The sequence below is a fragment of the Actinacidiphila sp. bgisy167 genome, assembly GCF_057707665.1.
Genome location: NZ_JBYIQP010000070.1, coordinates 21891 through 36506, shown reverse-complemented (window position 1 = coordinate 36506; position 14616 = coordinate 21891). Strand labels below are relative to the sequence as shown.

Below are 14616 nucleotides of genomic sequence, written 5' to 3'. Positions count from 1 at the left end.
CCCCCCCACCACCCCCCCTTCGCTCCCCCCCCCCCCCCCCCCCCCCCGACGACGTTCCGTGGTCCTCCGCCGGACGCCGCCGAGATCTGTGTGCGATCGGTACGGCTTTTGCGCACACCGGCGTGACCTGTGTGAATGCGCTCTGCGGATGCGGTCCGCCGGGCGGCGGTCCACTCTTGATTCGGACCGGACGACAGGGGCCGCCCTCGACACGGGTGGCAGCTGAAGTCCCTCGGCCCTTCCCGGGGCACTCTTGAGCGCCCCGCACTGACGGGCTTAGGTGGTACGGAGACGCCCGGCCCCCCGCCGGGTGGACACGGAGAGCCGCCTTCGACGGGAGGTCCTGGCCATGCCCGGCACCAGTCAGCGGATGAAGACATCCGAACCGCTCACCGAGACAGCGGCGGAAGACCATATCAGCGGCATCTGTTTCAAGACCGGACCGCCCCGCCGCATAGGCGTGGAACTGGAATGGTTCCTGGACGACCCGCACGCCCCGACCCGTCCGCTCGCCCCCATGCGGCTGACAGCCGCCGTCGCGTCACTGCGCGACCTCCGCCTCCGCGCCCGGATCACGTCCGAGCCCGGCGGACAGCTGGAGCTCAGCTCGCTGCCCGCCCCCTCACTGACCGCGTGCGTCGACGCCGCGGCCGCCGACCTCCACTCCGTACGGCACCGGCTCCGCCGGGAGGGCCTGGCCCTGGCCGGCCACGGCCACGACCCCTGGCGCCGGCCCCGCCGCCTGCTGGACGAACCCCGGTACGCGGCCATGGAGGCGTATTTCGACCGGTCCGGACCGGCGGGCCGGGCCATGATGTGCTCCACGGCCTCAGTCCAGGTCTGCCTGGACGCGGGCACCGAGGAGCCGGGCCCCTTCGGACACGGCAGACGCTGGCTGCTGGCGCATCTGCTGGGCGCCGTCCTGGTGGCCGCGTTCGCCAACTCGCCGCTCAGCACCGGCCTTCCGACCGGCTGGCGCTCCACCCGGCAGGCGGTGTGGGCGGCCCTGGACCCAGGGCGCACCCTCGCCCCGCCCACCGACGCCGACCCGCGTGCGGCCTGGACGGCCTATGCCCTGGACGCGCCGGTGCTGTGCATACGCGGCAGCGAGCCGCACGCACCCTGGATCGTTCCTCACGGGCTCACCTTCCGCGGGTGGCTCCGCGACCGCGACGGGGCGTACCGCCGACCGACCCTCGCCGACCTGGACTACCACCTGTCGACGCTCTTCCCGCCGGTGCGGCCCCGCGGCTACCTGGAGCTGCGCATGATCGACGCACAACCGGGGCGGGACGGCTGGATCGTGCCGCTGGCCGTGACCATGGCGCTCTTCGACGACGCCGCCGCCTCCGAGGTCGCCTACCGGGCGGTCAAGCCGCTGGCCGACGCCGCGGGCGCGGAGCCGGCGCCCCGCAACGCACTGTGGCGGCGCGCCGCCCGCGACGGTCTTACCGATCCCGAACTGCACGCCACCGCCCTGACCTGCTTCGCCGCCGCCCGTGAGGCCCTGCCGCGGCTCGGGGCGGACGAGGCCGTGCGGCAGGCGGTGGACGCCTTCACCGAACGCTACGTCCGGCCCGGCCGCTGTCCCGCCGACGACCTGCTCGACGCCTTCGCACGTGAGGAGAGCCGCACGTGACCGCACCCGCGCTCGACCCCGAGGACCTGCGCCGGCGGGCGCTGGACGCCCTGACCACCGCGCGCGAGCGCACCCGGGCGCTCACCACCTGCGTCGACGATCACGAACTCACCGCCCAGCACTCCCCGTTGATGTCCCCCCTGGTCTGGGACCTGGCCCACATAGGCAACCAGGAGGAGCAGTGGCTGCTGCGCAACGTCGGCGGCCGTGAGGCCCTGCGCCCCGACATCGACCCGATCTACGACGCCTTCGAGCACCCGCGCTCGGAGCGTCCCACGCTGCCGCTGCTGCCACCCGCGGAGGCGCATGCCTACGCGGCCGAAGTACGCGGCAGGGTGCTCGACATCCTGCAGCGGGCGCCCCTGCACGGCTCGCCGCTGACCGACGCGGGCTTCGCCTTCGGCATGATCGCCCAGCACGAACAGCAGCACGACGAGACGATGCTGATCACCCATCAGCTGCGTCGCGGCCCTGCGGCCCTGGCCGCGCCCCCGCCGCCGCCCGCACCCGCGGACGCGGCGCTCCTGCCGGCCGAGGTCCTGGTCCCCGGCGGCCCGTTCGTCATGGGCACCTCAGCCGAGCCATGGGCCCTGGACAACGAACGTCCCGCGCACACGCGCGAGGTGGCGCCGTTCTTCATCGACACGGTGCCGGTGAGCAACGGCGCCTACCTCGCCTTCGTCGAGGGCGGCGGCTACGAGGACGAGCGGTGGTGGACCCCGGCCGGCTGGGCGCACGTGCGCGAGCACGGCCTGGCCGCCCCGCTGTTCTGGCACCGCGAGGGCGGTGTGTGGCTGCGCCGCCGATTCGGGGTGACCGAGCCGGTACCGCACGAGGAGCCCGTGCTGCACGTGTGCTGGTACGAGGCCGACGCGTACGCCCGCTGGGCCGGACGCCGGCTGCCCACCGAGACGGAGTGGGAGAAGGCGGCCCGGCACGACCCGGCGACCGGACGCTCCCGCCGCTACCCGTGGGGCGACGCCGACCCCGGACCGGAGCACGCCAACCTCGGGCAGCGGCATCTGCGCCCGGCCCCGGTGGGCAGCTACCCGGCCGGCGCCTCGCCGCTGGGCGTCCGGCAACTGGTCGGCGAAGTGTGGGAGTGGACGGCGAGCGACTTCCTGCCGTACCCGGGCTTCGCCCCGTTCCCGTACAAGGAGTACTCGGAGGTCTTCTTCGGCCCCGACTACAAGGTGCTGCGCGGCGGTTCCTTCGCCGTGGACTCCGTGGCCTGCCGGGGCACGTTCCGCAACTGGGACCACCCGATCCGGCGGCAGATCTTCTCCGGCTTCCGCACCGCCCGCGACGCCCGTCCGGAGCAGGGATGAAAGCCCCGGGCGGCCGGGGGAGCGGCTGATGTGCCGGCATCTGGCGTACGTCGGTCCCACCGTCGCGCTCCGCGAGGTCGTCATCGACCCGCCGCACTCGCTGTACCGCCAGTCGTGGGCGCCGCGCCGGCAGAGGTACGGCACGGTCAACGCCGACGGCTTCGGGGTCGGCTGGTACGCCGAGGGCGACCCGCTGCCCGCGCGCTACCGGCGCTCCGGTCCGATCTGGGACGACCCGTCGTTCGCGGACGTGTGCCGGGTGACGCGCTCCGGGGCGCTGCTCGGCGCGGTCCGCGACATCACGGAGGGGTCGGCCGCGGACGAGTCCGCGGCGGCCCCGTACACCGCCGGACGCTGGCTGTTCAGCCACAACGGCGCGCTGCGCGGCTGGCCGCACTCGGTGGCCGAGGCCGCCCGCACCCTGCCGCCGGAGGAACTGCTCACCCTGGAGGCGCGCTGCGACTCGGCGCTCGCCTGGGCGCTGACCCTGCACCGGCTGCGTGCCGGAGCACCGGCGGACGAGGCGCTCGCCGACACCGTCGGACGGCTCGCCGCACTGACCCCCGACTCGCGCCTCAACTTCCTGCTCACCGACGGCCGGATGATCGCCGGCACCGCCTGGGGCGACACGCTCTGGTACCTGGACACGCCCGGCCGCTCCCTCGCCGTGGCCTCCGAGCCGTACGACGACAGTCCGCGCTGGACCGAGGTCCCCGACCGCCACCTGCTGTACGGCGATCCCACCGAGGTCCTGCTGATCCCGCTCAAGGAGCCGCACCCGTGAGCCCGTTCACCCTCACCCGCACCCTGCCCGCCGACGCCACCGCCGCCGCGCTGCGCGCCGACGTCGCGTACGGGCTGACCCGCAGCCCCAAACAGCTGCCGCCCAAGTGGTTCTACGACGCCCGCGGCAGCGAGCTGTTCGAGGAGATCACCCGACTGCCCGAGTACTACCCGACCCGCGCCGAGCGGGAGATCCTGCTCGCGAGGGCGCCGGAGATCGCCGCGGCGACCGGCGCCCGCACCCTCGTCGAGCTGGGTTCCGGCTCCTCGGAGAAGACCCGGCTGCTGATCGGCGCGCTGGGCGGGCCGCTGACCTACGTGCCGATCGACGTCAGCGAGTCCGCGCTCACCGGCGCGGGCGAGGCCCTGCTCGCCGACCACCGGGACCTGGCCGTGCACGCCCTCGTCGCCGACTTCCAGCACGGGCTCGCCCTGCCCGAGACGCCCGGACCGCGGCTGGTCGCCTTCCTCGGCGGCACCGTCGGCAACCTGCTGCCGCGGGAGCGGGCCCACTTCCTGAGCACGGTCCGCGCGCTGCTCGCCCAGGGCGACGCGCTGCTGCTCGGCACCGACCTGGTCAAGGACGAGAGGACGCTGGTGGCGGCGTACGACGACGCGCAGGGCGTCACGGCCGCCTTCAACAGGAACGTGCTGTCGGTCATCGACCGCGAACTCGGCGCGGACTTCCGCCCGGACGACTTCGACCACGTCGCCGTGTGGGACCGCGAGGAGGAGTGGATCGAGATGCGCCTGCGGGCGCGCGCCGAGATGAGCGTGAAGGTCCCCGCACTCGACCTGACCGTGGACTTCGGCCGCGGCGAGGAGATGCGCACCGAGGTCTCCGCCAAATTCCGTGAGAAGGGCGTGCGGGCCGAACTGGCTGCCGCGGGGCTCGCGCTGCGGCACTGGTGGACCGACGCCGAAGGCCGGTTCGCGCTGTCGCTGGCCTTCCCGCGCCTGAGCCCCTCCCCCTGAACCCTCCCCCCTGGGCGCTTCCGCCTGGGCGCACGCATCACCGGTGGCCGGTCCCGGAGCGGGAGCGGCCGCCGGAGGCGCCCGCCGGCGGAGGCTGCCGGCACGGCGGCGTGGCGACGGCGGGCAGCCCTCCTCACCATGGCGACGCGTACGATCATGCGAACGCCGCCGGAGCCGCCGGCGTTCGCAGGAAGGACGACTCGCGTGGAGGACGCCGTCGCGGCGGTGCTGCGCCAATGGCAGGACGCCTGCCCCGACCTGGACTTCGGGCCGGTGGCGGTGATCGGCAGGCTGAACCGCTGTGCCGCCCTGCTGCAGCAGGTCACGGAGACGCCTCTGGGCCACGAGGGCCTCACGCGCCCGGAGTACGACATCCTCACCGCCCTGCGACGCGTCGGCGGCGAGCTGACGCCGGGCCGGCTGGCCCGGGAGACCTTCGCCTCGGGAGCCGCCGTCACCAAGCGGATCAAGCTGCTGGAGGAGCGCGGCCTGGTGGCCCGCCGCCCCGACGGCCGCGACCGGCGTGTGTGCCACCTGCGGCTGACCGAGGAGGGGCGGGAACTCGTCGACCGCCTCCTGCCGCAGCAGCTCTCCTACGAGACGGGGCTGTTGTCCGGGCTCCCGGACAGCAGCCGCGAGGAACTGGCGGACCTCCTCAGCGAGCTCCTGCTGGTGCTCGAGGGGCGTCTGGGCGCGCTTCCCGGGTGAGAACGGGCTCTCCGGGTGAGCGGACGGCCCGAGGACCCGGGGCGGCACGGGCACTTCAGCGAGCGCACATCTGCGCGCTTCGCCGCGGACACGTCAGAGCAAGGCCGCGACGGGACACATAGGTCTGTCACCGTCCCCCTGCCCCGGGAATGCCGCCATGACCGCTTCGTACGACCTCGCCCCCGTCGTCGACACCCCTTCCGACCGGCCCCGCTACTCGGTATGTCTCGCCCAGGACGAGGCCGAGGTGCGGGCCGCGCAGCGCCTGCGGCACCAGGTGTTCGCCGGGGAGATGGGCGCGGTGCTGGACACGCCGGAACCGGGCCTGGACGCCGACGCCCTCGACGCCTACTGCGACCACCTGCTGGTGAAGGAGGACCGCACCGGCGAGGTCGTCGGCACCTACCGGATCCTCACCCCCCTGAACGCCCGCCGCGCCGGCCGCACCTACTCCGAGGCCGAGTTCGACCTGACCCGGCTCGCTCCCATCCGGCACGACCTCGTCGAGGTGGGCCGCTCGTGCGTGCACGCCGACCACCGGGACGGGGCCGTCGTGGCGCTCATGTGGGGCGGACTCACCCGCTACATGGCGGCCACCGGCCACAACTGGCTCGCCGGCTGCTGCTCGGTGCCGCTCGCCGACGGAGGCATGCTGGCCGCGGGCGTGTGGGACCGGGTCTCCGCGGGGAACCTGGCGCCGGAGCAGCACCGGGTCACCCCGCACCGTCCCTGGGACCCCGCGGGCCTCCCCCGCCCGGCACGCACCGCGCTGCCCGCGCTTCTCCGCGGCTACCTGCGGCTGGGCGCCTGGGTGTGCGGTGCGCCCGCCCACGATCCGGATTTCGGCGTCGCCGACCTGTTCGTCCTGCTCTCACTGGAGCGCACCGACCCGCGCTATCTGCGTCACTTCGGGGCCCTCGGCTCACGCGGGTCGGACTGAGATGGCCGCGGCGTGGTGGTCGCCGGTCGCGCCCTGCACGCCGCAGGCGTGCCTGACCGGCGACGGCCCGGTGGTGGGCCGGGCCCGGCGGCTGCTGCGGTACGCCGGCGCGGCGGCGGTGCTGCTCATGGGCGCCGCGCTGTCGGTGCCGCTCGGCGCGCTGTGCGGCCCGGCAGGGCGCGCGTGGCTGATCCGGCGGTGGGCCCGCTCCGTGGCGGCGGCCTTCGGAGTCCGGGTTCGGCTGCCCGAGCCGGAGCCGCCGGAGTCGGGCCGCGGCCTGCTGGTGGTCTCCAACCACGTGTCCTGGCTGGACGTCGTGGTCATCGCCGCCGTCTTCCCGGGCCGCAACGTCGCCAAGCGGGAGGTCCGCGATTGGCCGGTGATCGGGCGGATGTGCCTGCGCGGCCGGACGATCTTCATCGACCGCGAGCGGATCCGCGCACTGCCGGACACGGTGGCGGAGGTCGCGGAGGCGCTGCGCTCGGGTGCGACGGTGGTGGCCTTCCCGGAGGGCAGCACCTGGTGCGGCCGTGAGGAGGGCCGGTACCGCCCGGCGCTGTTCCAGGCCGTGCTCGACGCCGGCGTGGACGTGCAACCGCTGCTCGTCCGCTACCTGGGCGCGGACGGGCGGCCCGGCACCATGGCGGCGTTCCTGGGCGAGGACACCCTGGCGGCCTCGGTGCGCCGGGTGGTCGCGGCCCGCGGGCTCACCGCGGAGGTGACGGCCTTCCCCCGCATCACGGCGGACGCGCTGCCGGACCGGCGTGCGCTGGCGGACGCCGCCCGCCACGGCCGCGTCGGCCCGGAGCATGACCCGGTGGACGCGGTAGGCCCAATGGACCCGGTCGAGGCCCGTCCGCAGGGACCCGGGCCGGGAGGCTGACGGCCGTCAGGGCCGCGCCCCCCGCCAGGCGCCCCAGGCGCCGCCATGGTGTCGAGCGGGCGCGGTCCGGGAGGTGCGGGGCCCGTGACCGGCCCCGGGCGATGACCGGCCCTCGGGGACCGGGCGCACGGTCCTGGCCGGCGTCTCCGCGACCAGGGCCGGCCATCCCTCAGCGGCCTCCCCTACGGCGCGCCCAGCAGAGCGCGGTGCGAGGGGTGGGCGGACGCCGCAATGTGACGGATCTCGCACGCGCGGTCTCCGCTGGGGCCGGTCGTGAACCGCTCCTTCACCAAACCTCTCCCGGCGAGAGATCATGGCTACAGGAGGTGACCTCCATGACCACCAGGATCCGACTCCACGGCGGCCCCGGGGACGGTCTCACCCTCGGCATCGCCCTGCGAGCCGGGGGGCAGCCCCCTGAGGGCATCCTGTACGACCCGCTGGCCATCAGCGTCCAGGACGCCGGGGCGCACCAGGCGTGGCCCGACAGCGCCGCGTACTACAAGCGCCTCGAGCACATGGCCGACGAGCCGTGGGACTACGAGTACGAGAGCGAGGCCACCGCTCCTCTGGAGTGACCCACGGGCCCGTCCAGGCCCCCCAGGCCCGCCCCTCGCCCGTCCGGGCCCGCCCCCGCCCGTCGCCCACGGGCCGCCGTACACCGCGCGGGGCGGACGCCGCCGTTTTGGCCGGGCGGCGCCGCCTCCGTAGAGTTCCGCAGGACAGGAGCAGCGGGAACACACGATCCAGGGAACGACGGCGGCATGACGGCGACGGAGAACGAGCAGAGCACGGTCACGGCCACGGCCACGGCCGAAGGCGGGGACGGTGTCCCCGGTATCGACCCCGCGCGCCTGGAACTGTGCCTGAGCGTGCTGAAGCAACTCGACGACCTGCCGCTGGACCACCCCGACGCGATCACCGTGCGCAAGGCGACTGCCGGCATCTACCGAACGGTGAAGCAGCGCCGCCGCCAGGAGCGGCGGTCCGCAAAGACCTCCCACGACAAGGCCGTCACCGAGGCCACGGCCACCGGCTCCGCGGAGCGCATCGACGACGAGACGCAGGGGCTGCTGCCCTCCTCCTCGGCGACCGGCGAGATCGCGGGCATCCTGCAGCGGCCCCGCTCGTGCTACGTGTGCAAGCAGCGCTACGTCGAGGTCGATGCCTTCTACCACCAGCTGTGCCGGGACTGCGCGGCCTTCAACCGGGCCCGGCGCGACGCGCGGACCGACCTGACCGGGCGGCGCGCCCTGCTCACCGGCGGCCGGGCCAAGATCGGCATGTACATCGCGCTGAGGCTGCTGCGCGACGGCGCGCACACCACGATCACCACGCGCTTCCCCGCGGACGCCATCCGCCGCTTCAAGGCGATGCCGGACAGCGACGAGTGGATCGGCCGCCTCAAGATCGTCGGCATCGACCTGCGCGACCCGGCCCAGGTGGTCGCGCTCGCCGACTCGGTGGCCGCCGAGGGCCCCCTGGACATCCTGATCAACAACGCGGCGCAGACCGTGCGCCGCTCCCCCGCCGCGTACGCGGAGCTGGTGGCCGCCGAGTCCGCCCCGCTCCCGGCGGGGGCCCTGCCCGCCTCGGAGGTCTTCGGCGCCTTCGGCAGCGGCGCCCAGCCGGCGCTGCCCGCCCCGCGCACGGAGCTCTCGGCCCGGGCGCGTGAGGTCACGGACCTGGCGCTGGTGAGCGGTTCGGCCTCGCTCGCGCGAATCGAGGCCGGCACGGCGATCGACGCCGGCGGGCTGGTACCCGACCTGGACGCGGCGAACAGCTGGAGCCGGGCCGTGGGCGAGGTCGACCCGGTCGAGATGCTCGAAGTGCAGCTGTGCAACGAGACCGCCCCGTTCATCCTCGTCAGCCGGCTGCGCCCGGCGATGGCCGCGGCCGCTGCCCGCCGCAAGTACGTGGTCAACGTCTCCGCCATGGAGGGCAAGTTCAGCCGCGGCTACAAGGGGGCGGGCCATCCGCACACCAACATGGCCAAGGCAGCGCTGAACATGCTGACCCGGACCAGCGCGCGCGAGATGCTGGAGAGCGACGGCATCCTGATGACCAGCGTCGACACCGGGTGGATCACCGACGAGCGCCCGCACCCGGACAAGGTCCGCATGGCCGCGGAGGGCTTCCACGCCCCGCTGGACCTCATCGACGGCGCGGCTCGGGTGTACGACCCGATCGTCCGCGGCGAGCAGGGCGAGGACCTCTTCGGGGTGTTCCTCAAGGACTACGCCCCGACCGACTGGTAAGCCCCGTCCGGCGGCTCCGGCGCCGCCCCGCAGGGGCCGTGCGGCGGCCCGTCGCGGGGCGGGCGGGACAAGCAGGGCCGCCGGTCCGCGACTACGATCGAAGCGTGGCCGAGCGTGGTGCGGCGCCCACGGCGCCTAAGCTCGTGCTCGAGACCGACGGGGACGCCCGCATCCTGGTCCCGGGGCGGGAGTACCGCGTCGGCCGGGACCCGGACGCCGACATCGTCCTCGACGATCCCCGCGTGTCGTGGCACCACGCCCAGATCCGCCCCGTGGGCGACAGCTGGATGCTGTACGACGCCGGCAGCACCAACGGCACCTTCGTGGGGGGCCGGCAGGTCCGGCAGTGGGGCGTGGGCCCCGGCAGCGTCATCCGCTTCGGGCACGCCCGGCAGGGGCCGTGCGTGCGGCTGAGCAGCGCCGAGGCGCCCACTGGCGTCTACCGGGCGCCGCCCATGGCCACCCCCGCGGCGACCGGCACCTTCCGCCGTCCGGCGGCGGTGCGTCCGCTGCCGCACCGCACGTTCCACATCGGCCGGGCCTCCGACAACGACCTGGTCGTCCCGGACCTGCTGGTCTCGCGCCACCACGCCGAACTGCGGGCACTGCCGGACGGCGGCTACGAGATCGTCGACCTGGACAGCCACAACGGCACCTATCTGGACGGCCGCCGCATCGACCGGGCGGTCGTGCACCAGGGCGACATCATCGATGTCGGCCACGCGGTGTTCCGGCTGGTCGGCGACGAACTGCAGGAGTTCATCGACACCGGTGAGGTCGCACTCAACGTCCGCGACCTGTCGGTGCGGGTGGACGACGGCAGCAAGGTGCTGCTGGACGACATCAGCTTCCGCGTCGGGGAGAAGTGCCTGCTGGCGGTGGTCGGGCCGAGCGGCTCCGGCAAGTCGACCCTGCTGAACGCGCTGACCGGACTGCGCCCCGCCGACCACGGCACGGTGCTCTACGACGGCCGGGACCTGTACCGGGAGTACGCGGAGCTGCGCCAGCGCATCGGCCTCGTCCCGCAGGACGACATCCTGCACCAGCAACTGCCCGTCGGCCGCGCCCTGTCGTACGCCGCCGAGCTCCGCTTCCCCGGCGACACCGCCAAGGAGGAGCGGCAGACCAGGGTGGACGAGGTCATCGCCGAACTGGGTCTGCAGGCCCGCGTGCGACAGCCGGTCCACACGCTCTCCGGCGGCCAGCGCAAGAGGGTGAGCGTCGCCCTGGAACTGCTGACCAAGCCCTCGCTGCTCTTCCTGGACGAGCCGACCTCGGGCCTGGATCCCGGCATGGACCGTTCGGTGATGACGATGCTGCGCGGTCTGGCCGACGACGGCCGCACGGTCATCGTGGTGACGCACAGCGTGCTCAGCCTGGAGGTCTGCGACCGCCTGCTGGTGATGGCGCCCGGCGGGCGCATGGCCTACTACGGGCCGCCGTCCAGGACCCTCCCCTTCTTCGGCTTCCGTCAGTGGCCGGAGGCGTTCGAGGCGTTCGAGCACGAGCAGAGCCGCGACTGGGCAGGCCAGTACGAGGCCTCCCCGCTCTACGACGAGTACGTCGCGACGGTGCTGGGGCCCGCCGTCCCCGAGGCTCCCCGGCAACCAGAGGCCCTGGAGCCGCCCAAACCCCAGGGCTGCTTCCGCCAGTTGTGGACGCTGGTGCGCCGCTACGCGGCGTCGCTGGCCGCCGACCGCACGTTCCTGGCGATCATGGTGGCGCTGCCCTTCGTGATGGGCGGGATGGCGCGCGCCCTGGCTGGCGACGCCCTGGGCCGGAACAACGCGCTGAACGTGCTGCTGATCCTTTGCGTCGGCTCGGTCCTCACCGGGGCCGCCAACGCGGTCCGCGAGCTGGTCAAGGAACGCGTGATCTACCGACGGGAGCGGGCCGTGGGCCTGTCCCGCTCGGCGTATCTGGCGTCGAAGGTCGTCGTCCTGGGGCTGGTCACCGTCGCGCAGGCGGTGGCACTGACCATGGTCGCCCTCGTCGGTGTGCGTCTGAGACCCCGAGGCGGCGGGGTTCTGATGCCGCCGCTGCTGGAGATCACACTGGCGGCGGCACTGCTGGCCTTCACCTCGATGATGCTCGGGCTGCTGGTCTCGGCCCTGGTGCGCAAGGAGGAGGTGACGATGCCGCTGCTGGTGCTGCTCGCCATCGTGCAGGTCGTCTTCTGCGGCGCGCTGCTGCCGCTGCACGGGGTCCCGGGCCTGGAGCAGCTGGCCTGGCTGGTGCCGTCGCGCTGGGCGCTGGGCGCGATGGCCGCGACGCTCGACCTGCGTGCCGTCACACCGGGCAACGTGACGTCGGACCCGCTGTTCCGGCCCGTCCCCTCGATGTGGCTCTTGGACATGGGCATGCTCGTGGTGCTCTCGGCGGTCTTCGGGGTCGTCGTCACCAGGCTGCTGCGACGCCAGGAGCCCGCCGTCATGCGGAGGTAGGTCGCGATGTACGAGCCGGAGTTCATTCCGACCCATGTCGCCCCGGCCGAGGGGCTGACCACCTGGCGGGCACCGGACGACCCCGCCCCCTCGGCGGGGCTGGACCCGCTGCTCCCGGTGCGGGTGACCGAGCGCCAGGGCGACTGGGCGCGGATCGTGTGCTCCAACGGCTGGTCGGCGTGGGTGGACGGTCGGCTGCTGATCACGGTCCCGCAGGGCCCCCCGGCGGCCGGCGGTTCCCCGGCCCGCACGGCTGACGCCCGGCCCCTGCTCAACCGGTTGGTCGAGGCACTCGACGCGTACCGCGCCATGGTGCGGGACCTGGCGGCCGGCAGGATCGACCTGGAGAGCTTCCACCGCGGCACGAGCGGCATCCGCATCGGCGCCGTCGTCGACGGTGGCGAGGTGTGGCTCTTCGACGCCGAGCACGACCGCTGGTGCTATTGCGACGGCCCCCGCATGGCCACGTACGCCTCCGCCGCACCCCCCGCCATGTGCCCCGGCGACTCCGTGCCGCCGGCGGAGCCGCCCATGGACAGCGACGCCTCCCGGGCCGAGACTCGCCCGACGTGGTCACGAGACCTCTGACGCCGTGGGCGGGGTCGGCCCCCGCGAAGCGCCTCAACGAGCGGCACGCGCGCGGGCCGGAGAACGGGCCGCCACACTGCCCAGCAGACCCGCCGCCACCCCCCACACCGCGGCGATACCCACCGCCGGAAGCAGATTCGGCAGCAGCACGACCGAACCCCCCAGACCACCGGTGTCGGCGGGATCGCCGATGCCGAACAGCGAAAGGCCGTAGTGCGCGTCGATCCGCGTGAGCACCCCGATCAGCAGCATGGCCACCGCGGAGGCCACCCCCAGATGCAGGGCGTTGCGCAGGTGGCCCGTGCCGGGCGGTGCGCGCCGGGCCGTGGCCCAGCCGGCCCCCAGCATGGCGACGGCGGCGGCGACCACCAGCCACCAGGCACGGCCGTCCTGCTCGGACAGCGACCTGAGGTCGAGCGTGGCGTCGTTGTCCCCACTGCGCAGCACGGCGGCCAGCGCTTCCGGTATCGGCACGCCGAGCGCTCCCTGGACGGTGCCGTGCCAGGAGGCGCCCATGCCGATCCCGAAAGCGAGCCAGACGACGTTCGGCAGGCCGAGGAAGACGACGGCGAAGCTGTCGGCGGGCTCCGCGCGCGTGGAGGCGGTGACCACCGCGATCACGGCGCCGACAACCACATAGGCGAGCAGGACACCCACCATGGCCCGGGCGGCAGGCCGCACGACGGTGTGCGCGGGCACGAGCCGGGAGGGCAGCGGCGCCGCGCGTGACACGGCGAACGCCAGGACGAGGACGACGGCCAGCCACAGCAGCCCGGCGACGACCGCGACCGGTACGTCGGCGCGGAAGCCGACGGCGGGCGTGATGCCGAGCAGGTCGCCGAGGTCGGCCAGGAAATCCTCACCCGTGGAGACGGTGAAGGTGTGGCGTGCGCCGAGGGCGACCAGCAGGGTGGCCGCGGCCCACAGCACGCCCGTCCGGACGAAGAGCCAGAGCATCCGGCGTCCGGGGACGACCGCGTGGCGGCGCAGCGGCCGTACGACGACGTAGGCGGTGACCAGGGCCCCGGCGAGGGCGACGGACAGCGGGAAGACGGTCACCGTGGCGTCCGACCGGGCCACGGCGCCCGCGCCGCCCTCCAGGCCGACGCGGCCCCCGAGGGCCATGACCACCGTGGCCGCGATGACGGGCAGGAAGGCCCCCGGCGGCAGTTCGGAGGCCCCCGCGAGCCACAGCCCCAGGGCGGCCACGACCAGCATGACCGCGTACCCGGCCACGACCGCCGCAAGCGCGTGCAGCCAGCCGTGGGTGGGCCCCGGGGCGAGGTGCGGGGCGTTGGGCGGATGCCGGGTCACGGTGCCAGGCTAAGCAGCCCGGCGACAGCCCGCCCGTCCGCGACGTCACGGTCGGTGAACCGTCCCGGCGGAACGTGGGCGTGGGGCGTCCGGCGCCCGAGGGCGCGGCGCAGCCACCACGGGCACGGGCCCGGGCACGGCCGGGGCGTCCCGCCCGCCGGCTCCCTGGTGCCGCCCCGGCCCCGCAGCCCCGCGCGCTCGCGTACGCGCGCACCTTTGGTGGGCCGGGGCGCTTGGGGCGCGTCCCTGCGGAGGGGCTAGGAGTGCTCCTGCAGGCGCGGCCCGTACAGGTCGAGCATCCGGGCTCGGGCCGCGCTCAGCCGCTGGGCGATGGTCTGGGCGGCGGCCAGCACGATGGCCTGGCCCAGCACCGGGTCGTCCCGGCACAGGTCGCGGATCTCGGCAGCGCTGAACTCGTACGCACCCACGGAACCCAGCGCGTGGGCTCCGACCTGCCAGCGGTAGGGAGGGAAGAGCCAGGACCAGCCGACGAGTTCGCCGGGGCCCAGGGTCTCGACGGAGACCTCGCCGCGGCCGGGCACGTCCATGTCGATGGACACGGCGCCGGAGTCGACCACCCAGAACCGGTCGGCGAACCTGCCCTCGGAGCAGATGCGCCAGCTCTGCGGGAAGTCGACTTTCTTGGCGTACTCGAGGAGGGCCCGGCGGTGGGCCGGCCGGAGAGACTCCAGCATGGTCACCGTGCTGCTCATCGGCGCATCCCTCCTGCTCCTGGGGCACCCCCTGACCTCAGGG

General features: G+C 74.3%; 13 protein-coding genes. 11 read left to right on the top strand and 2 right to left on the bottom strand.

Features of this window, described 5'->3' with window-relative positions; genetic code table 11:
* Positions 1 to 370 precede the first annotated feature (370 nt).
* The 11 genes from egtA (at position 371) to AC3ET4_RS23460 (ending at position 12546) form a co-directional block, all read left to right on the top strand.
* A complete protein-coding gene (gene egtA / locus AC3ET4_RS23510; RefSeq protein WP_431952582.1) occupies positions 371 to 1639 on the top strand; it encodes an ergothioneine biosynthesis glutamate--cysteine ligase EgtA in 1269 nt (422 codons plus the stop codon).
* Positions 1636 to 2967, top strand: a complete 1332-nt coding sequence (gene egtB / locus AC3ET4_RS23505) for an ergothioneine biosynthesis protein EgtB (protein WP_431952580.1) — start codon at positions 1636 to 1638, stop codon at positions 2965 to 2967. The genes egtA and egtB overlap by 4 nt, the downstream gene beginning before the upstream one ends.
* Before the next feature lie 28 nt (positions 2968 to 2995).
* Positions 2996 to 3751 carry an ergothioneine biosynthesis protein EgtC gene (egtC, locus tag AC3ET4_RS23500; protein WP_431952578.1) on the top strand — a complete coding sequence of 252 codons (756 nt, stop codon included), beginning with the start codon at positions 2996 to 2998 and terminating at the stop codon, positions 3749 to 3751.
* Complete coding sequence (egtD, locus tag AC3ET4_RS23495; protein WP_431952576.1) at positions 3748 to 4725, top strand: L-histidine N(alpha)-methyltransferase; 978 nt, start codon at positions 3748 to 3750, stop codon at positions 4723 to 4725. Before egtC ends, egtD begins: the two co-directional genes overlap by 4 nt.
* Before the next feature lie 156 nt (positions 4726 to 4881).
* Positions 4882 to 5433: a MarR family winged helix-turn-helix transcriptional regulator gene (locus tag AC3ET4_RS23490; protein WP_431952574.1), complete on the top strand. Its 552-nt coding sequence runs from the start codon at positions 4882 to 4884 to the stop codon at positions 5431 to 5433.
* A gap of 157 nt (positions 5434 to 5590) precedes the next feature.
* Positions 5591 to 6373, top strand: coding sequence for a GNAT family N-acetyltransferase (locus AC3ET4_RS23485; RefSeq protein WP_431952573.1), 783 nt, complete (start codon positions 5591 to 5593; stop codon positions 6371 to 6373).
* A gap of 1 nt (position 6374) precedes the next feature.
* Positions 6375 to 7256: a lysophospholipid acyltransferase family protein gene (locus tag AC3ET4_RS23480; RefSeq protein ID WP_431952571.1), complete on the top strand. Its 882-nt coding sequence runs from the start codon at positions 6375 to 6377 to the stop codon at positions 7254 to 7256.
* 335 nt (positions 7257 to 7591) lie between these two features.
* Complete coding sequence (locus AC3ET4_RS23475; RefSeq protein ID WP_431952569.1) at positions 7592 to 7834, top strand: hypothetical protein; 243 nt, start codon at positions 7592 to 7594, stop codon at positions 7832 to 7834.
* Between the two features lie 186 nt (positions 7835 to 8020).
* Positions 8021 to 9514, top strand: a complete 1494-nt coding sequence (locus AC3ET4_RS23470; RefSeq protein WP_431952567.1) for an SDR family NAD(P)-dependent oxidoreductase — start codon at positions 8021 to 8023, stop codon at positions 9512 to 9514.
* Between the two features lie 104 nt (positions 9515 to 9618).
* Positions 9619 to 11958, top strand: a complete 2340-nt coding sequence (locus AC3ET4_RS23465) for an ABC transporter ATP-binding protein/permease (protein ID WP_431952566.1) — start codon at positions 9619 to 9621, stop codon at positions 11956 to 11958.
* A gap of 6 nt (positions 11959 to 11964) precedes the next feature.
* Positions 11965 to 12546 (top strand): SH3 domain-containing protein, encoded by a 582-nt coding sequence (locus AC3ET4_RS23460; RefSeq protein WP_431952564.1) that lies wholly within the window; start codon positions 11965 to 11967, stop codon positions 12544 to 12546.
* Positions 12547 to 12579: 33 nt separating this feature from the next.
* Here AC3ET4_RS23460 and AC3ET4_RS23455 read toward each other — a convergent pair whose 3' ends face one another.
* The gene (locus AC3ET4_RS23455; protein ID WP_431952562.1) at positions 12580 to 13860 is read right to left on the bottom strand and encodes a streptophobe family protein; all 1281 of its coding nucleotides are present in this window, start codon (positions 13858 to 13860) and stop codon (positions 12580 to 12582) included.
* A gap of 257 nt (positions 13861 to 14117) precedes the next feature.
* A complete protein-coding gene (locus AC3ET4_RS23450; RefSeq protein WP_431952560.1) occupies positions 14118 to 14573 on the bottom strand; it encodes a Crp/Fnr family transcriptional regulator in 456 nt (151 codons plus the stop codon).
* Positions 14574 to 14616: the final 43 nt, after the last annotated feature.

What these genes read in the sequence shown, in the direction of transcription:
- egtC (WP_431952578.1), top strand. Translation starts at nt 2,996, where the DNA reads ATGTGCCGGCATCTGGCGTACGTCGGTCCCACCGTCGCGCTCCGCGAG.
- AC3ET4_RS23475 (WP_431952569.1), top strand. Translation starts at nt 7,592, where the DNA reads ATGACCACCAGGATCCGACTCCACGGCGGCCCCGGGGACGGTCTCACC.
- AC3ET4_RS23450 (WP_431952560.1), bottom strand. Translation starts at nt 14,573, where the DNA reads ATGAGCAGCACGGTGACCATGCTGGAGTCTCTCCGGCCGGCCCACCGC.
- egtA (WP_431952582.1), top strand. Translation starts at nt 371, where the DNA reads ATGAAGACATCCGAACCGCTCACCGAGACAGCGGCGGAAGACCATATC.
- AC3ET4_RS23460 (WP_431952564.1), top strand. Translation starts at nt 11,965, where the DNA reads ATGTACGAGCCGGAGTTCATTCCGACCCATGTCGCCCCGGCCGAGGGG.
- AC3ET4_RS23480 (WP_431952571.1), top strand. Translation starts at nt 6,375, where the DNA reads ATGGCCGCGGCGTGGTGGTCGCCGGTCGCGCCCTGCACGCCGCAGGCG.
- AC3ET4_RS23490 (WP_431952574.1), top strand. Translation starts at nt 4,882, where the DNA reads ATGCGAACGCCGCCGGAGCCGCCGGCGTTCGCAGGAAGGACGACTCGC.
- AC3ET4_RS23470 (WP_431952567.1), top strand. Translation starts at nt 8,021, where the DNA reads ATGACGGCGACGGAGAACGAGCAGAGCACGGTCACGGCCACGGCCACG.
- AC3ET4_RS23485 (WP_431952573.1), top strand. Translation starts at nt 5,591, where the DNA reads ATGACCGCTTCGTACGACCTCGCCCCCGTCGTCGACACCCCTTCCGAC.